The sequence below is a fragment of the Micromonospora sp. NPDC127501 genome (assembly GCF_040302185.1).
GTDB lineage: Bacteria > Actinomycetota > Actinomycetes > Mycobacteriales > Micromonosporaceae > Micromonospora.
Map to the genome: position 1 here is coordinate 498,044 of NZ_JBEORJ010000001.1, position 24,398 is coordinate 522,441.

Here is a 24,398-nt window from a genome sequence, read left to right on the forward strand (position 1 = left end):
AGCAGCCGGTACTTACGGTCGCGGTAGGCGACCGTTGACGCGTCTACAGCCAGTCGTGTTCGCGGGCGTACCGGGCGGCTTCGTGGCGGGTCCGGGTCTGGGTCTTGCGCATCGCGTTGGAGAGGTAGTTGCGGACGGTGCCCGGAGCGAGGTGGAGCCGAGCGGCGATGTCGGCGACCGAGTAGCCCTCGCCGGTGACCCGCAGGACGTCGGCTTCACGGTCGGTGAGGGGGCAGTCCTCGGTGACGGCGAGCACTGACACGTCCGGGTCGATCCAGCGTTTCCCGGAGTGCAGGGTGGCGATGACCGAGGTGATGTGGGCTGGCTCGGCGGACTTGCTGACGAAGCCCTGGACGCCGAGCTTCAGCGCCTTGCGCAGCACGCCGGGGCGGGCATGCCGGGTCAGCATGAGGATCACCTGCTCCGGTCGCTCGCGGCGGATCTCGGCGACCGCGCCCAGGCCGTCCACGCCCGGCATCTCCAGGTCAATGACCAGCACGTCGGGCCGGTGCCGCAGGGTGGCGGCGATCGCCGTCCGGCCGTCCTGCGCCTCGGCGAGAACGGTGATGTCGCCCTCCATCGGCAGCAGCGCGGCCAGGGCCGTGCGCAGCAGCGCCTCGTCGTCGGCGAGCACGATGGTGGTCATCGGCCGTCCTTCCCGCTGACTGTCGGGGCCGCGTCGGCCCGAGCGGGTGGGAAGACCGCGGTGGTCAGGAACCGCCCGTCCCTGTGTTCCACGGTCAGTTCACCCCCGTCGCCCGCCACCCGTTGCCTCAGTGCCGCCAGTCCCCTGAGCTCGGGGGCCGTGGTGGCGGTCACGCCGTCGTTGACGATGGTGATGCCCGACGCGGCGAGCGTGATCTGCACCTGGGTGGCCTGCGCGTGCCGCAGGATGTTCGTGGTCGTCTCCCGCAGCACCTGCCCGAGCAGTTCGCTGGCGCGGGCATCGACCTCGGCCTCCCGGGTCACCCGGACCCGGATGCCGGCGGCCTCGAACAGGTTCTTCGCGTTCTCCATCTCGGCGGTGAGGTTGAGCCGCCGTTGCGCGTAGGCGAGTTCCTTGGTCTGCGCGATGGTGTCGCTGACCAGCGTGTACGTCTCCCGCAGCTCCTTCTCCGCCCGAGCGGTGTCGCGGAGCAGCAGTCGCTGGGCCAGGGCGATCTTCAGCTTGACCACGTGCAGGGTGTGGCCCTGGATGTCGTGCAGGTCGCTGGCGAACCGTACGCGCTCCCGGACCACGGCCAGCTCCGCCTCGCGTTCCCTGGTCTGTTCGAGCTCCCGGATGAGGTCGTAGAACCGCTCGCCCACCACTGTGAAGACCGTCACGATGACGGTGAGGGCGGTCGGGATGAGAACGTAGGTGAGCAGGACGTGACCGATGTCGTCCCGCTGCACCAGCAGCCGCGCCGCGCCGACGGCGGCGACGTAGGTGAACAGCCCGGCCATCACCAGCTTCCGGCGTCGTCGCACCTCGCGCAGGGCAAGCGAACCTACGGCGCAGAAACCCCAGTAGGCGTTGGGGCTGCCGGTCACCAGGACCCCGAGCGGCCAGACCGCCGCCGCTACGACCAGGCAGGGCAGCGCGACCCGGGCGAGGTCGTTGGCCGTCCACCGTTCGAAGGCCACCACGCCCGCCACGGCCCCCGGCGCCAGGACGACGACGTGCCACCAGGTACGCGCGTCGGTGTAGAGCAGGACCACCGCGGCGAACACCACCGGCGGCAGTGACGTGGCCAGGTTGAGCCGGCGCAGCCTTCCCTGCGTCGACTCGGTGAAGCGCGGCGATCTCCCGGTCACCACCTCAGTATCCGGCAGCACGGGGCCACGACCAGTGACACCACGTCACATGCGGTGGTGACGTGGTGCCACTGACGCCTCAGCCGCGCCCGCGCTGTCATGGGTGCATGTCCACCACACCCGTCATCGAAGTCGATCGGCTGAACCTCACCTACGGCGACTTCCACGCCGTCAAGGACCTCTCCTTTCAGGTACGACCCGGCGAGCTCTACGCACTGCTGGGCACCAACGGAGCCGGAAAAACCTCGACCCTGGAGGTTGTCGAGGGGCACCGGAGGCCAACCTCGGGCACCGTGCGCGTCTTCGGGCACAGCCCCGACGACAGACGAGCGGTCCGTCCCCGAATGGGGGTCATGCTCCAGGAGAGCGGATTCTCCCCGGACCTCACCGTCCGTGAGTCCGTCCGTCTGGTCGGTCGGCTCACCCGCCGCACCGACGACGTCGACCGGGTGCTCGACCTTGTCGACCTCACCGCCCGAGCCGGCCGCAAGGTGTCGCAGTTGTCCGGCGGGGAGAAGCGGCGGCTGGACTTCGCCACGGCGGTCTACGGCGCCCCGGAGCTGATCTTCCTGGACGAGCCGACCACCGGCCTCGACATTCAGTCCCGCGACGCCGTCTGGACGACGGTGGACCGGCTCCGGGAGAACGGCGCGACCATCGTGCTCACCACGCACTACCTGGAGGAGGCACAACAGCGCGCGGACCGGATCGGGCTGATGCACGAGGGCGCCCTCCACCGGGAGGGCACCGTCTCCGAACTGACCCGCACCCTGCCCGCGGTCATCCGCTTCTCGCTCCCGGCACCGGCACCGAAGCTGCCGGTGCGGGCCGCCGCCGACGCGGACGGACAGGTCACGGTCGAGACCTTCGAGCTGCAGAAGGACCTGCACCTCCTGCTCGGCTGGGCCCAGGACCACGCCGTGGAACTGCGGGACCTGGCGGCGGGGCCGACCCGGCTCGACGACGTCTTCCGCGCCATCAACAGTTGATTCGATCTTCCGCGAGGAGCCTCACCGTGTTGTCCATCGCGTCCAGCGAACTGATCCAGATCTTCCGCAACAGGCTGGTGCTGATCACCAGCCTCATCATCCCGGTCGCGGTCTGTGCGTTCTTCGTCCGTCAGCACGAGACGTACGCCGCCATCGGGAGCCTCGGCTACATCGCCGCGATCGTCGTGTTCACTGTCGCCGCGTTCGGGCTCTACGCCACGGCCGTCACCACCCTGGCCTCCCGGCGGCAGAATCTCTTCCTCAAGCGTCTGCGCTCCACCGCCGAAGGCGACGCCGGCATCCTCGCCGGCCTGCTGCTGCCCGTACTCCTTCTCGCCGTGGTGCAGGTGACCGCGATCCTCACCGCCCTGGCCGTGGTCGCCGGCGGACCGGCGAACATCGCCCTGCTGGTGGTGGCGGTCCTCGCGACCGTGGCCATGATGATCGGCCTGGCGCTGGCCACGGCCGGGCTGACCAACTCTCCCGAACACGCCCAGGTCACCACCCTGCCCGTTACCCTCGGCGTGATCGCCATGGCCAGTTGGGTGGGGATCTCCGGCACCGAGAACCTCGCCTGGCTCAAGCGGCTGCTGCCCGGTGGCGCGGCCACCGAACTGACCATGAACGCCTGGAACGGCGGCGTCGCCGTGACCGACTCCCTGCTCCTGCTCGCGCCCACGCTCGGCTGGGTCGTCGTCGCCGTCGCCCTCGCCACCCGACTCTTCCGCTGGGAGCCCCGCCGATGACCACCGAACCCCGGTCGGACGCGCCGACCCTGGCCGAAGATCTCCTACTGCTCCTGTTCCAACCCAGGTCCGGGACCATCGCGGGAGAGAACACCCTCTTCTACGTCCTCGGCGGAGCCGTCCTCGCGGACCTCGCCCTCGGCGACCACCTGACCACGGCGGACCGGGAGCGGCTCCGCAGCGTGTCGGATCACCCACCATCGGATGGTCTCCTGCGCCCGGCGTGGGACTACCTCGCCGAGAAACCGAGGGGGGTGCAGACGGCCCTGGCCGCGATCGGTCCCGCCCTGCGCAAGCCGGTGCTGGAGCGACTCATCGCGCGAGGCGACATCGACCAGGAGCCCCGTAAGGTGCTCGGCCTTTTCCGGACGACGGCCCTGCGGGAGGGCAGGACCGAACGACGGGCCCGTCTGCTCGCCGACGTGCGTCGGGTCCTCGTGGACGGTGCGGAGCCGCAGGCGCGTGTCGCCGCGCTCGCGGCGCTGCTCTCGGCGAGCGGAACGCTCCCGCAGTTCCACCGCGAGATCCCGTGGACGTCATCGGTGATCAGCCGAGCCAAGGAACTCGAGCGGGGCAACTGGGGTGCCGACGCTGCGGCGGCGGCCGTGACCCGCACCGTGACGGCCACCGTCGTCAACAGCGCCGTCGTGGCCATCACCGTGCTTCCTCGAAGCTAGGGCGCTTGCGCCGCTCACTGCCTGGAGTTGGCCGGGTGCGGCCGTTCGGGCGGTTTGCCCCTGGCGTGGGCGGCGTCGGAAACGGCGATGCCGGCGAGGACGACGACGGCGGTGACGGCCACTGCCAGCGGCGGCAGAAGGATCATGAACGGCGAGGCGCCGGCGAGCGCCAGAGCGCCGATGATCCGGGAGTGGGACACCCGGGCGAATACGGCATGTTCCACCAAGGCCCGCCCGATCAGGAAAAGCATCGGTCCGCCGAGGACAACGAGGATCCACGCCGCGTTGGTGCGCCCGAACGGATGTTCGATCACGATTTCGTATCCGACGGCAACGGCGACGATCCCGGCCACCATGAGTACGTGCGCGAGGAAAGCCTCCCGGATGAGGTGTGCTGGCTCAGCGGCGGCTCTGATGGCTTCGGGCAACAGTTGACCCGCCCTGAAGACGTAGACGCGAAACAGCAGCACGGTGGTGATGAATGAAACCCCGAAGGCTGCTGCGGCCCCGCCCTGCCGGAACGATGTGTCGCTGTAGGCCGAGCCGGTCGTCAAAATCAGTTCGCCCAGCGCGATGATGAAGAATTGTCGGTAGCGCTCGGACAGGTATTCGGCCAGGACGGGCCACTGCCGTTGGGTGGGGCGGGACCACGGCGCGGGGTAGAACAGCAGCAGTGCCGCGCCGTCGATGGCGATCGCGAGCGTCCACAACAGGCCGCGGGCCCAATCCGTCACGATCGCGCCGGCGATCCACGGCACGGCCGACAACGTGAACCAGAAGAAGACTCCAGCCGCTCGGCGCTGAGCTTCGTGGCCCCGCAGCATCGGCACGATGACCAGCCCACGAACGATGTGGACGGCGACGTACGCGCCGGCGAAGGCCAGGCTTCTGTCCCCGAACGCATGCGGCACCGTGACCGCCATCACCAGCGCCCCGAGCATGGCCACGTACACCAGCACCTGAAGCTGCGGCCGCTGCGGATCATAGAGGTCGGTGACCCATGCCGTGACGAACCACAGCACCATGAAGGCCAGCAGCAACAACAGCGTCTCGCCAGCCTCGATGAGGACGACTCGCTGCGCGGTGAACTCCTCGACCAGCCGCTGCGAAACCCGGTTGAGGGCAAAGATGAAAACCAGGTCGAAGAAGAGTTCCAGAAGGCTCGGTCGTTGCGGTTGCCCAGGCTTTCGAAGCAGCGCTGCTGCCCTTGTCGACATGGGCCGCCCATTCCTGCCGGCTTCGCCTATCTGGGTATTGGTACCACGCCGGGCAGGCCGTCGAGTCGATACCCGAAGAACGCCGGCGCAGCAGACCGGAGGCGCCCCCGATGGGCTCGCACTGCTCAGAAGGTCGGTCACGGGTAGCGGACAGCCGACACCAGAGCACGATGTAGCCGACTGTGACCATCAGATCACTACCTGCACACTCCTCTCCGACACGTTCCCGTCGACTGGAGGAACAGATGCGTCTCCGCTCGTTCGTCACCACGGCACTGGCCGCCGTCCTGGCCGTCGGCGCGCTCGCGCCGCCGGCGCCGGCCGCGGCGGCCACCGCCGACCGCTGGGGCTTCGCGTACGTCAAGGACCCCACCGTGCCGGCCTGGACCGTGCTGGACACCAGCCGGCAATGGGGTAGCTGGAAGACCGCCTTCCCGGCCGCCTGGGCCGACGGCATCAAGCTCGCACCCGGCCGGTTCCAGGTCCGCTTCCCACAGATAGGTGCCAGCTCACGGGGTGTGCCGCACGTGACACCGGTGAACCGGACCGGTCACTACTGCGAGGTGGTCCGCTGGTTCCAGTCCGGCGCCGACGAGATCGTGGACGTGCAGTGCCACAAGCCGGGCGGCACGCGCGATGACACTCCGTTCACAGTGCTCTGGACGACCAGCTCGGGCGTGCTGCCGGCCGCCACCGCCCACGCGTACGTGCAGTGGAGCAGCGGGCTGGTGGCGCAGTCGTACAACTCGACGGGCGTCGTGAACACGGTCGGGCCGCTGGGCGTCGGGCAGTACCTGGTGCGGCTGCCCGGCGTGGGGTTGGCCGGTCTGCTCGCCGGTAACGTGCAGGTCACCGCCGTGCAGCCGAACGCCGGTCCCCGCCGCTGCAAGGTCTACTCGTGGAGCGCGGTCGGCACCGGCGTGCAGGTGTACGTCTTCTGCTACGACCAGGCTGGCGCGTTCATCAACACCGACTTCGTCCTCTCGTACCACCGTCGGCGGCCGGTGATCGGCTCCCTCGGCCCGCCCTCGCACTTCGGTTACCTGGGTACCGCCGTCGGCGGGCCGACCAACGACAACTCGGTGCTCGGTGTCGGTGCGAACGCGGTGGCAGCGCTGGCGCCCGCCGGCCGCTACCTGGCGACCTTCCCGCAGGTCGGCCTCAAGGAGACGCACGCCCAGGTGGTGGCGCAGGGCACCGGCAGCAACTACTGCCACCTCACCCAATCCTGGACGTACACCACCGACGCCGACGTCGACGTCATCTGCTTCGACAACGTCGGCGTCGTCACCCCGCACCGCTTCCTGGCCACCTTCACCTCCCGGCTCTGACGTCGGGCCGCGCCGGCGGTGGCGGTTTCCGTTGCTGCCGGCGCGGTCAGGGGCCGGCACTCTCGCGGCGAGGCCGAGCCCACGGTGCCCGTGGTCGTCGTGGCCGCGCGAGGCGGGTTCCGTCATCGCAGGAGCGGGGCGAGGCCATCGAGGAGGCGCTGGAGGCCGAACTCGAAGAGCCTGTCCAGGTTCCAGACCATGTCGTCGGCGGTGATGAAGCGGGCCATCAGCGGGAGCCGCCCGTCGGCCAGGACCGCGCCGATCCGCTCTCCGTGGGCCGCCATCCACTGGGTGTCGGTCAGGCCGCTGTCCTGCTCGGCCTGCGCCTCCTCGGCCAGGTTCACCGCCGTGCCGCGCACGTAGTTGGCCACCGTCACCGCCGCCGTGAACTGTGCGTTCAGGTCGAGCCCGCGCCCGTCCAGGGCCCGCATCGCCCACTCGGTGTGGGCCATGGCGTGCGGGGCCGGCAGTGGCCGGGTGAAGGAGAGTGCCTGGGCCAGCCAGGTGTGCCGACGGTACATCGCCCACTGCACATGGGCGACGGCCTCCAGGCAGACCCGCCAGCCATCGTGGTCCGGGGTGAGGGCCGGGGGCGGGTTGTCGGCCATGACCTTGTCGATCATGAACAGCACCAGCTCTTCCCGGTCGGCCACGTACCGGTAGATCGCCATCGTCGGAATGCCGAGCTGGCCGGCGAGCCGGCGCATCGACAGGCCGTGCAGCCCCTCGGCGTCGGCGATGGCCACGGCGGCGGCGACCACCTGCTCGCGGTCGGGGTCGGGTGCTCTACCCGCAGCGGCCACGGCGACCACGGTGCCGACGCCCCGCCTGGGCTCGACGAGACCCCTTTCGCGCAGCGTGGCCAGGACCTTCGTCGCGGTCGCCATCGCGATCCCGTACTCGGCCATGAGCTGCCGGGTCGACGGGATCCTCGCCCCGGATGCCAGCTCGCCCGACGCGATCCGGTCCGCGAGATCGGCGGCGATCCGGCGGTACGGCGGTTCCTCCACAGCAGCCTCCCGTGCACTAGTGCAGTCACGGTACCCCGTGGACTAATACGGTGGCTAGCCTCACTATTGCTGGCTCCTAGTGCACTCATACGCTGTACGGCATGACTGAATTCGTACCTCTGAAATCGCTTTGCTTGACCTCCGGCAGCCCGGTGAGAGCGCCCAACAACGTCATGTACGCCGACACCCCAGTCTCGCGAGGAGCGATGTCATGACTGTGCTCCGGCCTGGCCAGCAGGACCATGCCCTGGGTGTGGCCGCCGAGAACCCCGACGGCGCCCGGATCAACGTCGTGGACGCGTTGCGCGGGGTTGCGCTGCTGCTCATCCTGCTGGTCAATGTGTGGTACTTCAGCTCGGGATATGCGTTCCAACTGGTCAGCGATCCGGCGTACGGCGCGCTTGACCGGCTGGTCGCAGGTGCGGTTGAGCTGCTGTTCGCGATGAAGGCGTACCTGCTGTTCTCATTCCTGTTCGGCTACAGCTTCACCCTGCAACTCGACTCGGCGGCGCGGCGTGGGGCAGCCTTCGGCCGGTCGTTCCTGCGCCGGCTGTCCGGGTTGTTCGTACTCGGCGCACTGCACGCGGTGCTGCTGTTCCACGGCGACATCCTCACCACGTACGCGTTGCTCGGTCTCGTGCTGCTCGCCGTTCGGCGGATCAAGCCACGCTCCGCCCTTACTGCGGCGGCGATCATCGTGGGCGTCATCGCGTTCCTGGTCGGTCTGGCCGCGGTTCTTGGTGCCGCGGTGGTCCCGGACCAGTCCGCCGCGGTCACCGCCGGTGCGCGTTCGACGGAAGCCCTACGCGGCGGGCTCGGTGATGTCGTCCTGGAGCACCTGCGCTCGTTGCCGGCAATGCTCGGCGCACTTGCCGTGCAGGGACCGTTGGCCTTCGCCGCGTTCCTCGTCGGTCTGGCCGCTGGCAAGCACCGGATGCTCGCCGCCGCGCACACCCACGAGAACCTGCTGCGCCGATGCGAGCGGGTCGGCTATCCGGTTGGTCTGGCCGGCGCCGCGGTGTTCGCGATCGGCGGCGGCACGGCGAACATGACCGGACTGATGGTCAGCATCCTCACCGCGCCGTTCCTCGCGGCGGCCTACGCCGCGACTCTGCTGCGTCTGTTCACACGGCGTCCGCGCGTCGCGGACGCGTTGGCGCCTGCGGGACGCATGGCGCTGACGAACTATCTGGGCCAGTCGCTCATCTGCGTGCTCGTCTTCACGGGCGTCGGGCTGGGCCTGGCCGGCCACACCTCGCCGGCGCAGACGCTGCTCATCGCACTGACAATCTTCGTGGCCCAGGTGGCTGCCAGTTACTGGTGGATGCGGCGGTTCCGGTACGGCCCGTTCGAATGGGCGTTGCGCGCGTGGACCCACAGCAGGCGACCCGCCATGCGACGGTAGGCCCGACAGCCCACACCTGCGCGCAGCCGGACGGCGACCGTCATGACCGGCCGGCCGCGCGGAGGCGTCCAGGTGTGCGGCCACCGCACGACCGTCCGGGGTTTCCGCCGGTACGTCTGCGCGGTGTGGTCGCTCGCGGTCCGAACCCGCCACGCGGACCTAGCTACAGCTGATGTTGTTCCTGGGGGACGCACCCACGCCGCGGGACACCGAGAGAAGCCCACGAAAGACAACTTCTTTCCCAATGACCTTGGTCCGGACGTCGTCCACGACGATCCTGACCCAGCCGCCGGCCGACTCCGGAAGCACGAGGGACTGGCCGACCGTCGCAACGCTGACCCTGCAACTGCGCTCGTCGGTCACCACCGAAAAGCTGATCTGCTGGTCGTTGGTTTGCCAGCCGAAGGCGCCGATGCGGATCGACCCGTCGGGGGTGCTGCCCGTGACGGGCTTGTCGCGGTCGTCGGGGTCCTCCGACAGAGCGATCACGACGGGCGGGCCACCCCGCGCCGGTGCGGGTGACACGGTGGCCGCCGGCGCGCCGGTAACGGACGGGGTGAGGCCGGACGGGGTGAGGCCGGACGGGGGGGTGGTGGACGTGCCGGGGCTCTGGTTCGTGCTCCGACCCTCGGGGGACCTCGGGTCGCCGCCCAGCAGGTCGGCCTGCCACCCGATGATCGCGAGAAGCAACAAGAGTGAACCCACGGCACCGGCCCACACCGACCGTCGGCGCGTCCACCGGTGCCCCGGGGCGGAGCCACGCCCTGGCGGTGCCGGTTCCCCGGCTCGCCCCTCGTCCGGGGTGCCGCCCGGCGGGGTCGCAGCGGCGCGGTTGCGGGCGATGGCGATACGGTGCCCGTCGTTGCGGCTGCGGCGCTGCGGCCGTGGGTGGTTCCGCGCGTGCAGGTGCTGGTCGACCTCGGTGAAGAGGGTGTCCATGTCCAGCAGCCTGGGCCCGCCCGGTACGCCGTCTCGTAGCGTTTGGACCAGCGCGCCGGTGAAGGCGGTGTACTCGGCGCCGACAGCGGCGATCGCTGGCATGTTCTCGGCGGTGGCGGTCATCAGGTAGGCGCCGTCGACGACAGCCTGGTCGGCCAGTTGACCGGGTCCCGCCATGAATCCGGACATGGCCCGCCCGCTGTAGCAGCAGTCGAGCAGCACCACCTTCGCGCGGCAGCCCCGGGCGGCGGTGATGATCTCGCGGCGGACGTCGGCGAAGCGGACCGCGCCCCATAGCCGCTCCCGACTGGCCTCGGGCAGCGCGAGGTACAACTCGGCGATGTCGTCGAGCAGGCCGTGGCCGGCGAAGTACACCACCAGCGCCTCGGTCGCGGCCAGGGACGCCTCGTGCACGGCCCTGAGCACCTCCTCGACGGAGGTGGGGTCGATGACCATACGGCAGTGCTCGGGCGGCAGGCCCCAGAGGTCCGGATCGGTCAGCAGGGCGGCCAAGCCACGCACGTTGCGCTCGGCTGCCGGGATGCCGGGCAGCGACCGGTACCGTGACACTCCGATCAGGACGGCCCGCGACCTCGCCGGATCGGGCAGGCCAGCTGTCATGGCGACGACGGGTGGTCGCCCCCGTCGGGACCGTCGCCGCTGGCCGTGTCGCTCGCCGCGAGGAACGCGCTGATCATCTCGGCGGTGAGCTGCGACGTGTGGTCGACGGTCAGGCGGTGTCCGTCGGCCCGGACGACGGTGATCGAGGGGGGCCTGGGCCGGCTCTGCCGCCAGGCCAACACCGTCACCGCGAGGCTGGACATCGCGGTGACATGGGTCAGGACCACGTCCACCACGTCGAGGGTCCCCATGCCGCCTGGAGGCGGCGGGGCCGCCCGCACGTCGGCCGTTCGTGCCAGTGCCGCGTCGGCCCGCAGCCAGCCATAGAGGGCGTTGAGCTCACCGGGACCATCGGTGAGGATCCGTACCCGCAACATCGCTCCCCTCGGCGCCCAGCGGCGGACATCAACCACGATACTCGGGGAGCACGAGAGGGCGATCGCCTCGATCGCCTCGACGAGAGCATCGCGCAGGCGCGGGGGCACCAGTGGCGTAGTTGGTCAGGTCCGCTGGGCGATGACGCGGGTAAAGCCGAGGTGACGGCCGGTGTCGGCTCGCAGCATTCGCACTTCCCGGGGAACGAGCTTGCGGGCGGTCTCGTTGTCGGTCGTCTCCAGGACGGCTTCGCTCCAGACCAGCCAGTCACGCCACCCGTCCTCCAGGAAGTCGGCGCGCACGTCATCGACGACGCCGCTGCGGCTCCACAACTGCTTCCACCAGGCCGGCGTGTGGAAGGTCCAGAAATCCGGTTCCCAGTGCGGCTTGAGGTGCTCCGGTAGCCCGTCGTCGAGTTCGGTGGTCAGCCCCGGCACGACGATGCCGATGCGACCGCCCGGGGCCAGGAAACGGCTCAGGTAGGACAGGTATCGCTCGTCGGTGCCGAAGTAGTGGTAGGCGTCGACGCTGACGATGACGTCGAAGTAGCCCTCGGCGAACGGCAGGTCATGTGCCTCGGCCAGCAGCGGCGTGACGAGCTTGGCCTGGCCCGCGGCGTCGATCCTGCGCCAGTTCTCGGTGGGCTTGATCCAGAGATCGGCGGCGACGACCTGGACGTCGAACTCCTTCGCCAGGAAGATCGAGGTGACGGCCCTGCCGCATCCGAGGTCGAGCACACGGGCGCCGGGCGCAAGGCGAAGCTCGGAGCACAGCCATTCGAGCAACCAGAGTGCGCTCGGGCCCATCCAGTTCTCGATCATCCAATGGGGGTCGTAGCCAGCACTCCTCGGGAACCGTGGCCGGTTCAGCCGCTGCCTCAGATCGACTGTCATAGGGCAGGATGGCACCCCCGGCCGCGTGACGTCGACACGATTTGACGGCCCGAGAGACCGCGCCAGCCCCGCAACGACGAGAACCACCGCGCCGGCCGGACGGCTGACTCCAGCACCCGAGCAGCGGGCGGCCGAGATCCAATTACGACCGAACGGCCCGGCGATCGTCGGCCCTCGGTGGAGGGTCGATCGCCGGGCCGCCCTGCTGACGAGCCGCGCAGGGCGGCCCGCCGATCAGCCGGTCAGAGGCCGGCGGCGTGCGCGGCGGCGGTGCCGCCGACCACAGGCAGGACGATGTTGCTGCTCTTCAGCGCGACCTGCAGGTTCGCGGCGGTGGTGTCCGCCTGGCTGGAGTACTGCGGGTAGCTGGCCACGATGATCACACCGATCCGGTGGCCGGGCTTGAAGACATAGTCCTCCGGCAACAGCGGGAAGCTGAAGTTGTACGACTCCCCCTGCACCAGCGGCACGGCGACACGGATCGACTGCCGGTTCTGGGCGTCCATGATGCCCTTGGTGACCAACTCGTAGTCGGCCGTGGCCACCCGCTTCGTGGTCTGCTTGTAGCAACCGTCGTCGGTCGGGCTGCTCTGGCCCCAGCAGTCCTCAGTGGTCAGGGTGATGATCCCCTCGCCGGACGCCCGGTGCGCGACCCGCTCGTCGGTGCCGTAGTCGACCAGGATCGCCCCGAGGTTGGTGTCGGTCTGGTCGGCGGAGGCCCGCAGTTGCACGGTGGGTGTGCCGGAGATGTGCAGCGGCGCGGAGAGTGGCGCGGAGAGGAAGGCCAGCCGGTTGGGCTGCACCACGTCCGGGTTGAGGATCATGGTGTTCTGGCTCTGTGTGCGGCTGTCCTGGAACGCGCCGGTCGCCGGCTTCGCGGTGGGCACCAGCCCGAGACCGCCCGCGCCGGTGGTGCCGGGCTGCAGGAACACCTCGGTGTCCGCCTTGCCGGGGATCGGCCAGTCGGCGTGGGTCTCCCACACGTCGGCGGACCGCTCCAGGTCCACCCGCGGCTCGTCCATGATGCCGTTGGCGACGTCCTGCAGCCAGAAGTCGAACCACCGGTGCAGCGTCGACACCCACACCGCGCGGCGCGAGTCGAACGGGTCGACGTGACCCTCCTGCGACAGCCACAGCTTGCGCGGCACGTTGTTCTCCGCCAGGGCGTACCAGAACTTGCTGAAGTGGTCCGGTCGGACGTTGTCGTCGTTGAGACCGTGGTAGAGCAGCACGCTGGCGGTGACGTTGGGGACCTTCTTGACGTAGCTGCGCTCGTTCCAGAAGGCCGTGTAGTCGCCGTGCTCGTCGCCGTCGGCGGCGCCTATCGCGTCGCGCACCGGCTTGCAGTACTCCCGGCGCTCGGGGTTGGTGACGGTGTTGGCCAGCGACGCCACGTAGCTGTTGCCACGGGTGACCACGCCGTTGCTGCGCACGTAGTCGTAGTACTCGGTCGGTCCGCTGATGGGCACGACCGTGGTCAGGCCCTTCACGCCGGTTACCGCCGTGGCCATGGCCAGCGAGCCGTCGTACGACTTGCCGATCATCCCCGTCTTGCCGTTGTGCCAGTCCGCCTTGACGACCTCACCGGCGGCGTTACGGGCGGTGGCCCGGCCGTTGAGCCAGTTGATGGCCTGCTTGGCGCTCAGGTTGTCCTGGTTGGCGTTGGTGGTCGGGCAACCGGTGGAGTTGTTGGTGCCGACCATGTCCAGCAGGATGACCGCATAGCCGCGCGGCACGAAGTAGTTGTCGTAGAACAGCGGCCACTTGTCGAGCAGCCCGTCGCCGTCGAGGTCCGCCTTGCATTCGGACTCGTTGCCTCGGCAGACCGTCGAGTAGTAGGGGCTGGCGTCCATCACCACGGGGGCCTTGAGCCCCTGCGCGGTGGCCGCCGGCCGCATCAGGTCGAACGCGATGATGTCGCGCAGACCGTCGTTGTCGCTGTCGAAGGTGGAGTCGATGAACAGGCGTTCCCGAATGGCGTCGGCGTAGCCGAACACCGGCTGGGTGACGCCGTCCTGAACGACGATCGACGGCGGGCCGTCCGCAGCCAGCGCCTGCGGCGCCGCGCCGAGGGCGGCGAGCACAGTCGCGGACAGCACGGCCACGCCTGTGCGCCAGCGCGTTCCCACTGTAGGCATGCAGTCTCCTTGATGTGTCCGAGGCTGCGTACGCTACGAGCCGGTGGCCTGCACCACCATCTGCACGTGTAGGAACTTCACCGGTTGTGGTTCGACGCGGGCCGCACCGGGGGGGTCTGCGCGACGGGACTACGGCTGGTCGGCCAGCACCAGCTCCCGCAGCCGCCGGTCGAGTGTCGGGGCGTCCAGCCCACCCGGCCAGCCGCGGAGCAGGGCGCCACCCTTGGCCACCAGCACGACGGCCGGGGGCTCCCGCACCGCGTACGAACGCCAGATCGTCTGCTGGTCGTCCAGGACGACCGGGTACTCCACCCGGTGAGCGCGGAGGTAGTCCTGGACCTGGTCGGCCTGGTCCGCGCCGGCCACGCCGACGAAGACGACCCGGTCCCGATAGCTGCGCGCAAGCTCACTGAGCGCGGCCTGGCTGCTGGCACAGGTGGTGCACCAGGAGCTGAAGAAGGTAAGCACGACGGGACGCTGCGCCCACAGCTCGGCGGCGGCGAACGGTGTGCCGTCGGTCAGCGCGCCGGTGAAGGCCGGGGCGGCCGGGGCGGTGCCGGGCGCCGGGCGCAGCGCCAGGTCGGCGGGGACCGGCCCGGGCAACGCTGCCGCCCCTCCGACCGGCGCCGGCGTGGGCGCGGGCTCGGGCGAGCTGCATCCGCCCAGCAGCGCCGCCGCCAGCAACAGCGGCAGGAGTGCCCGCCTCATGACGGGACCACCGCCACCAGCGCCGGGCCCTCGCTGCTGTCCGGCGTCAGGTCGAGCGCCGGGCGACCGTCCACCTCCAGTCGATAGGAGGCCCGCTGCGGCACGCGCACTCCGACGGCGAACTCGCAGTAGGTGGGCAGTCGCTCGACCCCCAGATCCTCGGCGAAGGCGGCCACCGCAGTCCCCGCCGGCAGCTGCCCGGTGGCCAGCGCCGCCCCGTCCGGGTCGAGCACACGGAACGGCGCCCGGTTGTGGAAGTGCTGGTACGGACCGGTGCCGGCGCAGTCCACGCCCGCGGCCCGGATGTTGATGTCGCGAACCAGGACCCGGACGGTCGTCGGATCGACCGCCTCCTGGGCGGCGCCGACGGTGCCGCAGCCGGTCGCGCCGGCCAGCAGCAGGGGCAGCAGGGTCGTGATGCTTCGCCGCACGTCATCCTCCTTCCGTCCTCCTGCCGGGTCCGTGGCGGCCTACCGCCGCGGACCCGGCAGGAACGGGGTCAACCTCGGGCGTCGGTCAGGACTTCTCGACCCGGCACTGCTTGGTCACCGTCTTCGTCGGGTCGCTCTCCGAGGTCGCGGTGAGCTTCACGAAACCGGTGTTCGCGGCGGCGGCGGTGGCACCCACCGACACCTTGACCGTGGTGGCCTTGCCGAACTGCGCGGTGGCGAGCTGGTTGGGTAGCCAGGTCCGCCAGCCCTTGCCGGCCACCTCCGCCGACAGGCGGTAGACGTCCGACTTCAGGTACGCGCTGACGTCCTCCGGGTGCTGCTGCCCGCCGGCCGAGTAGGAACCGGTGTTGGTCAGCTCGAACGAGCAGGTCACCCCGCGGTTGGTCGGCTTGCCGCCGCCGTTCACCTCGCCCTTGCCCAGTAGCACGCCGTGCGTGCTCGGCCCGCCGGTGCCGTCCAGCGAACGCACCGCCACGGTGTAGGAGAGCGAGCCGGCCGAGTCCCGCTTGAGGTCGATGATGTAGAAGTGCAGTCGGTTCGCCTCGTCGACGTACTCGTACTGGCTGCCGGTGTCGGCGCCGGCGTGGAACAGCGCGTCGGAGAGCTGCCGGTAGTCACCCATGGTGATCTTCTGCGGGGTGCCGTCCGGGCGGTAGAAGTCGATCATGTCGATGTCCTGCGGGTTGGCGTCCACCACCCACTGGAACGGCGCGCTGTCGGCGTTCTTCGTCTTGCTGACCAGCACGCCGCTGTCCGGGGTGAAGGAGTCCGCGCCCATCCGGTCGACGACCTCGACCGTGTAGTTGTTGAAGTTGCCACCGTCGCACAACGGGTCGGTGGTGACGCCGCACGTCGGCGACAGGTCCTTGTTCAGCGCGATGTTCACGCCGCTCAGGCCCTTCTGACCGGCGTCGACCGCCCGGGCCGTGACCTGCGCGACCACCAGGCCCGAGGAGGCCAGCGACTCCCGTGACAGCCGCAGCACGTGCTCCTCACCGAGCAGGCCGATCTTGAGCTTGTCCCGCACCGTGTGCAGCGAGCCCATCGAGCCGCCGTTGGTCGGCGGGATCTGCCAGCGGGTGTGCGGACCACCCGGGCCGTTGAACGACCCGCGCGACATCATGCTCCAGATCCCGGTGTACGCCCTGCGCAGCGGCTCGCCGTACGGGTTGTTGTAGTTGTCGCCGATGCCCAGCAGGTGGGTCAACTCGTGGGCGTAGACGCCCATGCCGGAGCTCTCCCCCTGCGTCGAGGAACCGCCGCCGGCGTTCGGCCACAGTGTCGCCGCCGCCTTCCACGAGGTCCAGTCCACGTAGCGGGTCTTCGCCCAGTTCGGCAGGTTGGGGTCCGGCGGGCCCCAGGCGTCCGGCACGTCCTCCTTGTTCTGGAAGATCATCTGCCCGAACTCCTGCCAGGTCGACGACTCGTCCTGGCCCGCGCTGAGGATGAAGACCAGCTCGTACTGGTTGGCGACCTCCTCGCCGACGGCTGCCCGCCAGGCGCCCAGACCGTCGGTGCGGATGTTCTTGCCGCACACGTCCCCGCTCGGGCAGGCGCCCGGGTTGAACCCGTTGTCCAGCCCGTACTGGTAGGACTTGGACGGCATCTGGTACGGCCCGAACCCGGTGAGGTCGACGCCGTAGCGGCCGTTGGAGTCCTGCATCCAGTACTCGTGCAGGGTGTGGCCCTTGTTGAGGGTGTTCGGCGTGTTCAGGAAGTCCTGGTAGAACTTCGGCACGTCCGCCCGGGGAATGTTGGTCGCGACGGACTGGGGGTTGCCGAAGACCGTCGAGCGGGCCCGCTGGGAGACCGCGAACGTCTCGTCAGGATAGTCGAGCGCCACCAGGGCGATCTTGAAGTTGCGGACCGAACCGGACACGCTCGGGTCGGCCCAGTTCTTGCCGGGCACGGCCTTGTAGTCGTTCCAGGTCATCGTGTCCGGGTTCTGCCAGGCCTGCGGATCGAGGACCTGGAACGGCGCGGTGCCGCCGGCCGGGTTGGCCGGGGCCGCAGCGGCCTGCGCCGCGCCGGTCGCCACGAGCGTGGTCACCACGGCTGCGGCCAGGACAGCCCGCCTCAGCCGGGTGCGGTGGGGGGTAGCACGGTGCACGGAACCACCTCTCGTCGGAGGGAACGCGGCGCTGGCGTCCCGGTGGGGGTGTCGCGGAACATCTGTCAGCAGGCCGCGCAGCGAATCTAGGAGTACGGGCCGGTGCCGGTCACTGTGCAGATGTCGGCAGGTGGGCCGGCGACTTCCGACACCTGAATGACCGACGCCCACCGGCGGATCAGCAAGGGCGGGCCTCGGAAGCCGGATCGGCAGTTGCCCCGAGGGCCCGCAGCACGTCCCGGCGCACCCGGTCGGCGGCAGTCCCGGACAGGGGTCCGCGTGGTGGGCGGCACCGCCCACCGAACCGGCCGGCGCACTCCATGGCGAGCTTGACGGCCTGTACGGCTTCCGGCCGGGACGCCCAGCCGAGGATCGGGTGCAGCTCGGCGTAGAGCGGCAGCGCCCGGCCCAGGTCGCGGGCGACGCACAGCTCGTACAGGCGCACGGCCTGGCGGGGCAGCGCGTTGGGCAGGGTGGCGACCCATCCGGTGGCGCCACACAGCACCAGTTCGAGCACCACGTCGTCCGCGCCGACCAGCACGTCGACGTGCGGGCAGAGGTCGCGCAGGCGGTGCAACCTGCGTACGTCGCCGGTGACCTCCTTGACCGCGACGATCCCGTCGATCTCGGCGACGGTCGCCAGCAGGTCCGGCGTGAGGTCCATCCGGGAGTCGTACGGGTCGTTGTGGGCGACCACCGGCAGGCCGACCGCCGCCACCTCCCGGTAGTGGGCGACCACGTCGGCAGCGCGGGCGGCGGGCCCGTCGGGTGGCCGCGCGAGCACGCCGTGGGCGCCGGCCTCGGCGGCCTGCTCCGCCCACCGGCGGGCCTGCCTGCTGCCGTAGCCACCGACGCCGGGCACCACGGCGCAGCCGGACGGCGCGGCCTGCACCGTCGCCCTCACCACGGCGGCCCGTTCGTCGTCGGAGAGGGCCCGGTACTCCCCCATCGACGCGCAGGGCGCGACCCCGTGGCACCCCTCGGCGGCGAGCCAACGGACGTGTTCCTGGAGCTTGTCGAAGTCGACCGACAGGTCGGCGCGAAACGGCGTGGTGATGGCGACCAGCACGCCGCGCCAGGGCCTACCAGTTCCCACTCGGCAATCCCCTCCCACCGGCGCCGCCCGTCGTCCCACCCGCACCGTGCGCGGCGGCGTTGGCGCGATCCGTACCGGAACCCTAGGAACGTCTGTCGCCCCCGGTCTTCGGACAGATGCCGGAACAGTCGCGACGGCGCCCGTCTTTTTGTCGTGACTTCGACAGTGGACCTTGCGCGATGGCCCACCCGCACCGGAGGGTAAGGACTGGCGGTCGCGCGATCCCTGTCACGCAGCGCAACCAGGGGAGTTGTATGCACGGTGAGCTCCAGCGAATCGTCGACGCCGTCGCCGCCCGGGTAGGGCGACCCGCCCTCATCGAGGACCGGCGACAGCGAGTGGTCGCCTACAGCGAGCACGACGGCCCGATGGACGACGTCCGCCGGACGTCGATCCTGCGCCGGCAGACGACGCCGGAGGTGATCGCCTGGTTCCGGGGCATGGGGGTGCTCACGGCGCACGCGCCGGTCCGTACCCCCGCGTGCGCCGAGCTGGACCTGCTGGCGAGGGTCTGCGTGCCGATCCGGCACGACGACCTGCTGCTCGGGTTCGTCTGGTTCATCGACGCGGACGGTTCGATGACCGACGCCGACATCGCCACCGCGACCGGCCCCTTCACCGACCTGTCGCTGGCCCTGTACCGGGAGAACCTGCTCGGTGAGCTCGCCTCACAGCGGGAGACCGAGGCCACCCGCACCCTGCTGGTGGAGAGCCGGCAGGCGCGCGAGCACGCGGCACGGGCGCTGTTGGAGGAGGGCGTTGTCGTCGCCGACGGGTCGACCGTCGCACTCGTCGCCCAGCTCGTGCCGGCTACCGGACGGCAGCCCGACGAGGTGGCCCGGATCGCGCTGGAACAGGCTCTGGTCACCACCCGCCGGTGGATCGGCGTACGGGAGACGCTGCACCTGGTCTGGCACGACCACGGCGTGCTGCTGGTCTGCGGCGACCGGGTCGCCGGCCGCCCCTCGCCGGAAGCCTCCGCCGGGCACCTCAACGACGCGCTGGGCACCGCGACGCGGGGCCTGGCCTCGGTGGACCGGACGGTGACCGGGATCGGCCAACCCCGCGCCGGGCTGTCCAGCGCTGTGGAGTCCTACCAGGAGGCCGCGCAGGCCGCCCGGGTCGGCACGCAACTGCCCGCGCTGGGCGGGGTGGTCTCCTGGGCCGGCCTCGGCATCTACCGGGTGCTGTCTCAACTGGACAGCCAGCACCTCGACGTCGCGGGTGTCCATCCCGGGCTGGAGCGGCTGCTGCGCGACGACGCCCACCAGGTGCTGCTGGAGACCCTGGAGGCCTACCTCGACCTGGCGGGCAACGCGCACGCGACCGCCGAGAAGCTCCGACTGCACCGGACGACGCTCTACTACCGGCTGCAACGGGTGGAACAGCTCGCCGGGACCGACCTCAAGGACGGCAACGAACGGCTGTGCCTGCACCTGGCCATGAAGCTCGGTCGGCTCAGCGGCCATTACCGCACGCCGTGACGCGGCCGCCCGCCAGTGGTGCCACCGCGGACAGCCGGTCCCGGGCGTTCCTCGTCACACGAGGCGGGTCATCCAGCCGTACGGGTCGGCGGCCCGACCGTACTGGATGTCGAGCAGGTGGCGGCGCAGCCGCATGGTCACCGAGTCCTCGGCGCCGGCCTTCGGGGCCGTCACCTCGCCACTCTCCCAGACCAGGCGCCCGACCGGCGTGACCACCGCGCCGGTGCCACACGCGAAGACCTCGGTGATCGCGCCGGAGGCGACGCCCTCCTGCCATTCGCGGATCTCCACCGGGCGCTCCTCCACCTCCAGGCCCAGATCCTTGGCAAGGATGAGGATCGACCCCCGGGTGACGCCCTCGAGGATCGTGCCGAGTTCCGGGGTGATGATCCGGCCGTCGGCCGTGATGAAGTAGAGGTTCATGCCGCCGAGCTCCTCCACGTAGCGGCCCTCGGCGGCGTCCAGGAAACAGACCTGCTCACAGCCGTGCTCGGCGGCCTCGACCATGGGCGCCAGGCTGGAGGCGTAGTTGCCGCCGCACTTCGCCTCGCCCGTGCCGCCCCGCGCCGCGCGGGTGTACTCGGTGGAGAGCCAGATGGAGACCGGCTTGACGCCACCGGAGAAGTACGCGCCGACCGGGCAGGCGATCACCATGTAGGTGATCTCCTTCGCGGGGCGAACACCCAGGAACGGCTCGGACGCGAACATGAACGGCCGCAGGTAGACGCTGTATTCGTTCTCGTCCGGCACCCACACCTGATCGGCGCGGACCAGGCCCTCGACCGAGGCCATGAAGTCCGGCACCGGCAGTTCGGGCAGTGCCAGCCGGCGCGCGGACCGGGCGAAGCGCTCGCCGTTGGCCTGCGGCCGGAACGACCAGATCGAACCGTCACTGTGCCGGTACGCCTTCATCCCCTCAAAGATCTCCTGGGCGTAGTGCAGTACGGCCGCCGCCGGGTGCATGAGGATCGGACCGAAGGGGATGATCTCGGAATCCTGCCAGCCGCCGTCCGGCCTCCAGACCGCCCGTGCCATGTGGTCGGTGAAGTACGTGCCGAACCCCGGATTCGCCATGATCTCGGCTCGCCGCTGCGCGCTCGCCGGGCTCGGATTCTGGTGCAACGGGAACGACAGGCTCATCGCCGGGTCCTCTCAATGGCCGCATCCCTGGGCGCTCAGGTCAGCGAGAACGAACACGCAGGGGAAGACTGTCGGATGACAGGTGCAGAATACCGACCGTATTGTCGCCGATCGTAGACAGACTGCGGCGACTCGGAGGGACGGTGCGGCCGTGAGTCGGGGTGACGAATGGATCGCCGCGGCCGCCGACAGCGTCGCTCGCCAGGTGGTGGGCCGGGTGGTCGTGTGTGCGGGCACCGACCTCGTCGACGTCGATGACATCCGGGCTCTGCTGGCCCGGCGACCCCGGTTCGCGGATCGGCATTTCACCCCGGGAGAGCGCGCCTACTGCCTGCTCGAGCGCGACCCGGCGGAACGCTTCGCCGTCCGTTTCGCCGCCAAGGAGGCGGTGTTGAAGGCCCTCGGGACCGGCCTGACCGGGGTGGCCCTGCGGGAGATCGAGGTGGTCCGCCGCCACTCCGGTCAGCCGGCACTGGTCCTGGCCGGGCGTGCGGCAGCGCTCGCCTCGGCGGCCGGTGTCCATTCATGGATGATCACCCTGACGCATAGCCGACATTTGGCTTATGCCTTCGTCGCGGGTGTCGGCCAACCATCCTGAGCGCCGTCCCATTTATCCCGTCAATCCAAGTTGGACATACGGCTCATACCCTTTGATTGGCGGGCCGATGCCGCATTATTGGCTCTTAACGGAGCAGCGTCGGGGTTCGGCGCTGACCATGAGCAGATAATTGCAGCACAATCGGACAAAACAAGGAGCAGGGCAAGATCATCGATCACGCCCAGCCACCGGCGTCTATATCCCAAATAGCGAGAGCTGTTTGACGGAGCCGGAGGAACACCGCAAGATTCCGATCAAGGGGTTCCTCGGGGGATGGGCTACTTTCGTGCATACTTCGAGGTGCATCACGGGTGGGATGCCGAACGGCGTCGATGCTGCCGAGAGGATAATGTGGAGCCACGCACGCTCTCTCAGGTCCTGGAATTCGAGCGTCGTATAGTGCCGGTCGCCGGCCTGATCCGCGCGGCCCAGATGCGCGGCGACGGCGACCAGGCGACCGCGCAGCTCGACCGACTCTGCCGCGACGTCGAGCAGCTCGACCCGCTGATGCCGGCGAGCCAGATCGAGGCCACGGTTCACGACTTGCGGGCCTGGTCAGACGCCGGCTTCCTGGAGAAGCCGGCATTCGACGCGACCCGTGACACGGTCCCCGCACCGGAGGACGGAGAGGTCGCCGCCTTCGTCGGACCGGTCACCCTCCCGAACGGCGACGGCTCCCGCGGCGCCTTTCTCGAGGCCTTCACCGTCGTTCGCCAGGACCCGGACTGCACCGCGGAACTGCAGTCCCGCTATCCGCACGACAAAGCGGTGTTCCAGTCGACCCGGCTTCTTTCCGCCTCTCCCGGATTACGCGACGGGAACTGCGTCGTCTTCTTCCCGGAGAACATTCCGACAGCTACACCGACAGTTAATCAGTCCTTCGCGTGGTTCTTCTTCAACCGGCATACGACGATCTACGCCCGTACGCTGGAAATCGTGGCTCGCCTCTGTGGCGCCGGCTCCCCGTTCGCCGACACGAAGGTGCTGGCATCCGCCGAGGTCGACCCGGAGGACGTCTATCAGGCGCGCTGCGTCTGGGGCTACCTGCACGACTACTACCACCACACGGGGCCCCGCCCACTGGATCAGCACCTGGCACTGAAGACGAAGTGGCGCCCCGGCCTCTCCGAGGAGCTGAAGGTCGACCTGAAATCGGCGATAGCCTGCTACGAGGAATCCGTGCCGTACGGCGATGTCATTTTCGAGTACATCATCCTGGAACGGCTCTTCCGCTACCCGGCCGAGCCGCGCCCGTTGCGCAACTTCGACTCCGGCACCGGCTTCGCCCTCGGCACGTGGCTTGCCGAGCACGGCCTGTTCACGATCGGCGACGACGGCCGGCGCAGGCTGGCCAGCAAGGCGGAGATCGTCGCGTCGGCCAAGGAACTCGTCCGGACGATCGAGGAATTCGAGGCGATCACCGACGACGAGACCTATCGCGAGAAGATCACCGCTTTCCTGTACGAGAGATTGCTCCTGGAGCCCGACAGCAAGACGGACAGGTACGGCGGCCCCCGGGCATCCCTGAGCCTCTGGGGCAGTGAGGTCCATGTCTGACGGCACCCTGACCATCACCGACCGCGCCGCTGCCCTCCGCGATCCCGGTTTCTGCCGTTTCCACACCGACAACACCGTCGTCGTCCAATGGTCGGCCGACCACGGCTGGTCCGACCATTCCCTCCAGCCGTACGCCCCGATGACCATGGATCCCGGCACCCTGGTGCTGCACTATGGACAGAGCGTCTTCGAAGGGCTGAAGGCGTTCCGCCAGCCCGACGGCTCCGCCGCGTTGTTCCGCCCCGCTGACCATGCCCGCAGGCTGGCCCGATCGGCGCGACGGCTGGCGATGGCGGAGATGCCGGTCTCCCTGTTCCTGGACGCCTGCGCCCACCTCGTCTCCGCCGACGACAGCTGGATTCCCGAGGAGCCCGGCCAGGGTCTCTATCTGCGCCCGCTGATGATCGCCACGGAGTCCGCGCTCGGGCTCCGCGACTCCCGGCGCTACCGGTGCACCTTCCTGGCGTATCCGGCCGACCCGTGTTTCGGGCGGGCCTTCACACCGATCTCCGTGTTGACCTCCGCAGGCACGGTCCGCGCGGTACGCGGCGGCATGGGCGAGGCGAAGTGTTCCGGCAACTACGCCGCCAGCCTGCTGACCCGCAAGCAGGCCAACGCGCGCGGCTACGACGAGGTGCTGTGGCTCGACGGTCTCGAGTTCCGCTGGGTCGAGGAGCTCAGCGGGATGAACGTGTTCTTCGTCTGGCGCGACGACGACGAGCGTCACGGTGTGCGGCTGACCACCCCGCCGTGCCAGGGAACGATCATGCGGGGCGTGACCCGCGACTGCGTCATCGCCCTGGCCGGTGATCTCGGCATTCCGGTCGCGGAGGAGCCGACCCCGATCGACGCCCTCGTGACCGGTGCCCGCTCCGGACAGCTCGTCGAGATGTTCGCGTGCGGGACCGCCGCCGTGGTCGTGCCGGTCGGCCGGATCGCCGACGGCGACGACGACACGATGATCGGCGACGGACAGGAAGGCGCGGTGACCGCCCGGGTGCGGCACACGCTCATGGACATCCAGCACGGCAACCGTCCAGACACCCATGGATGGCTGCGGAGCGTACGCAAAGACCTTGCCTCCGTTCACAGCTCGACCGACCGACAGTAAGGGA

22 protein-coding genes are annotated in these 24,398 nt (G+C 69.8%); 9 read left to right on the plus strand and 13 right to left on the minus strand.

Annotated elements, in window-relative coordinates; all coding sequences use genetic code 11:
• Nucleotides 1–43: 43 nt before the first annotated feature.
• Nucleotides 44–646 carry a response regulator transcription factor gene (locus tag ABTW72_RS02200; protein WP_112583248.1) on the minus strand — a complete coding sequence of 201 codons (603 nt, stop codon included), beginning with the start codon at nucleotides 644–646 and terminating at the stop codon, nucleotides 44–46.
• Complete coding sequence (locus ABTW72_RS02205) at nucleotides 643–1,797, minus strand: sensor histidine kinase (protein ID WP_350853120.1); 1,155 nt, start codon at nucleotides 1,795–1,797, stop codon at nucleotides 643–645. The genes ABTW72_RS02200 and ABTW72_RS02205 overlap by 4 nt, the downstream gene beginning before the upstream one ends.
• Nucleotides 1,798–1,904: 107 nt before the next feature.
• On the opposite strand from ABTW72_RS02205, the gene ABTW72_RS02210 reads away from it, so the two are divergent.
• Genes ABTW72_RS02210 through ABTW72_RS02220 form a run of 3 tightly spaced genes read left to right on the plus strand, consistent with a single transcriptional unit; the run spans nucleotide 1,905 to nucleotide 4,209 of the window.
• Nucleotides 1,905–2,786, plus strand: coding sequence for an ABC transporter ATP-binding protein (locus tag ABTW72_RS02210; RefSeq protein WP_350853123.1), 882 nt, complete (start codon nucleotides 1,905–1,907; stop codon nucleotides 2,784–2,786).
• Nucleotides 2,787–2,812: 26 nt separating this feature from the next.
• Entirely contained in the window at nucleotides 2,813–3,532 is a 720-nt protein-coding gene (locus ABTW72_RS02215) for an ABC transporter permease (protein WP_350853126.1), read from the plus strand.
• Nucleotides 3,529–4,209, plus strand: a complete 681-nt coding sequence (locus ABTW72_RS02220) for a GOLPH3/VPS74 family protein (protein WP_350853129.1) — start codon at nucleotides 3,529–3,531, stop codon at nucleotides 4,207–4,209. The genes ABTW72_RS02215 and ABTW72_RS02220 overlap by 4 nt, the downstream gene beginning before the upstream one ends.
• Nucleotides 4,210–4,223: 14 nt before the next feature.
• Here the strand turns inward: ABTW72_RS02220 and ABTW72_RS02225 are convergent, their stop codons facing one another.
• Nucleotides 4,224–5,426 (minus strand): low temperature requirement protein A, encoded by a 1,203-nt coding sequence (locus ABTW72_RS02225; protein ID WP_350853132.1) that lies wholly within the window; start codon nucleotides 5,424–5,426, stop codon nucleotides 4,224–4,226.
• A 245-nt stretch (nucleotides 5,427–5,671) separates the two neighbouring features.
• Between ABTW72_RS02225 and ABTW72_RS02230 the strand changes: the two genes are divergently transcribed.
• Nucleotides 5,672–6,757 carry a hypothetical protein gene (locus ABTW72_RS02230; RefSeq protein ID WP_350853135.1) on the plus strand — a complete coding sequence of 362 codons (1,086 nt, stop codon included), beginning with the start codon at nucleotides 5,672–5,674 and terminating at the stop codon, nucleotides 6,755–6,757.
• Nucleotides 6,758–6,879: 122 nt separating this feature from the next.
• Here ABTW72_RS02230 and ABTW72_RS02235 read toward each other — a convergent pair whose 3' ends face one another.
• Complete coding sequence (locus ABTW72_RS02235; protein ID WP_350853138.1) at nucleotides 6,880–7,767, minus strand: TetR/AcrR family transcriptional regulator C-terminal domain-containing protein; 888 nt, start codon at nucleotides 7,765–7,767, stop codon at nucleotides 6,880–6,882.
• 211 nt (nucleotides 7,768–7,978) lie between these two features.
• Here ABTW72_RS02235 and ABTW72_RS02240 point away from each other — a divergent pair, with 211 nt between their 5' ends.
• Entirely contained in the window at nucleotides 7,979–9,172 is a 1,194-nt protein-coding gene (locus ABTW72_RS02240) for a DUF418 domain-containing protein (protein ID WP_350853140.1), read from the plus strand.
• A gap of 159 nt (nucleotides 9,173–9,331) precedes the next feature.
• On the opposite strand, the gene ABTW72_RS02245 is transcribed toward ABTW72_RS02240, so the two are convergent.
• From ABTW72_RS02245 to ABTW72_RS02280, 8 genes are all read right to left on the minus strand, one after another.
• Entirely contained in the window at nucleotides 9,332–10,732 is a 1,401-nt protein-coding gene (locus ABTW72_RS02245) for a caspase family protein (protein ID WP_350853143.1), read from the minus strand.
• Nucleotides 10,729–11,109 carry an effector-associated constant component EACC1 gene (locus tag ABTW72_RS02250; protein WP_350853146.1) on the minus strand — a complete coding sequence of 127 codons (381 nt, stop codon included), beginning with the start codon at nucleotides 11,107–11,109 and terminating at the stop codon, nucleotides 10,729–10,731. The genes ABTW72_RS02245 and ABTW72_RS02250 overlap by 4 nt, the downstream gene beginning before the upstream one ends.
• A gap of 123 nt (nucleotides 11,110–11,232) precedes the next feature.
• Complete coding sequence (locus ABTW72_RS02255; protein WP_350853149.1) at nucleotides 11,233–11,928, minus strand: SAM-dependent methyltransferase; 696 nt, start codon at nucleotides 11,926–11,928, stop codon at nucleotides 11,233–11,235.
• A 314-nt stretch (nucleotides 11,929–12,242) separates the two neighbouring features.
• The gene (locus ABTW72_RS02260; protein ID WP_350853152.1) at nucleotides 12,243–14,138 is read right to left on the minus strand and encodes a CocE/NonD family hydrolase; all 1,896 of its coding nucleotides are present in this window, start codon (nucleotides 14,136–14,138) and stop codon (nucleotides 12,243–12,245) included.
• A gap of 129 nt (nucleotides 14,139–14,267) precedes the next feature.
• Nucleotides 14,268–14,846, minus strand: a complete 579-nt coding sequence (locus ABTW72_RS02265; RefSeq protein ID WP_350853155.1) for a TlpA family protein disulfide reductase — start codon at nucleotides 14,844–14,846, stop codon at nucleotides 14,268–14,270.
• Entirely contained in the window at nucleotides 14,843–15,277 is a 435-nt protein-coding gene (locus ABTW72_RS02270) for a hypothetical protein (RefSeq protein ID WP_350853157.1), read from the minus strand. The genes ABTW72_RS02265 and ABTW72_RS02270 overlap by 4 nt, the downstream gene beginning before the upstream one ends.
• A gap of 85 nt (nucleotides 15,278–15,362) precedes the next feature.
• A complete protein-coding gene (locus ABTW72_RS02275) occupies nucleotides 15,363–17,408 on the minus strand; it encodes a M6 family metalloprotease domain-containing protein (RefSeq protein ID WP_225855247.1) in 2,046 nt (681 codons plus the stop codon).
• A 178-nt stretch (nucleotides 17,409–17,586) separates the two neighbouring features.
• Nucleotides 17,587–18,504: a dihydrodipicolinate synthase family protein gene (locus tag ABTW72_RS02280; RefSeq protein ID WP_350853160.1), complete on the minus strand. Its 918-nt coding sequence runs from the start codon at nucleotides 18,502–18,504 to the stop codon at nucleotides 17,587–17,589.
• A 254-nt stretch (nucleotides 18,505–18,758) separates the two neighbouring features.
• Between ABTW72_RS02280 and ABTW72_RS02285 the strand changes: the two genes are divergently transcribed.
• Nucleotides 18,759–19,988 carry a PucR family transcriptional regulator gene (locus ABTW72_RS02285; protein ID WP_350853163.1) on the plus strand — a complete coding sequence of 410 codons (1,230 nt, stop codon included), beginning with the start codon at nucleotides 18,759–18,761 and terminating at the stop codon, nucleotides 19,986–19,988.
• 54 nt (nucleotides 19,989–20,042) lie between these two features.
• On the opposite strand, the gene ABTW72_RS02290 is transcribed toward ABTW72_RS02285, so the two are convergent.
• Nucleotides 20,043–21,128 (minus strand): branched-chain amino acid aminotransferase, encoded by a 1,086-nt coding sequence (locus ABTW72_RS02290; RefSeq protein WP_350853165.1) that lies wholly within the window; start codon nucleotides 21,126–21,128, stop codon nucleotides 20,043–20,045.
• 82 nt (nucleotides 21,129–21,210) lie between these two features.
• Between ABTW72_RS02290 and acpS the strand changes: the two genes are divergently transcribed.
• The 3 genes from acpS to ABTW72_RS02305 all read left to right on the plus strand — a co-directional run bounded on the left by acpS (nucleotide 21,211) and on the right by ABTW72_RS02305 (nucleotide 24,394).
• A complete protein-coding gene (gene acpS, locus ABTW72_RS02295; protein WP_350853167.1) occupies nucleotides 21,211–21,726 on the plus strand; it encodes a holo-ACP synthase in 516 nt (171 codons plus the stop codon).
• 351 nt (nucleotides 21,727–22,077) lie between these two features.
• Entirely contained in the window at nucleotides 22,078–23,283 is a 1,206-nt protein-coding gene (locus ABTW72_RS02300; RefSeq protein WP_350853170.1) for a DUF6421 family protein, read from the plus strand.
• Nucleotides 23,276–24,394 (plus strand): branched-chain amino acid aminotransferase, encoded by a 1,119-nt coding sequence (locus ABTW72_RS02305; protein ID WP_350853173.1) that lies wholly within the window; start codon nucleotides 23,276–23,278, stop codon nucleotides 24,392–24,394. The genes ABTW72_RS02300 and ABTW72_RS02305 overlap by 8 nt, the downstream gene beginning before the upstream one ends.
• Nucleotides 24,395–24,398 lie beyond the last annotated feature (4 nt).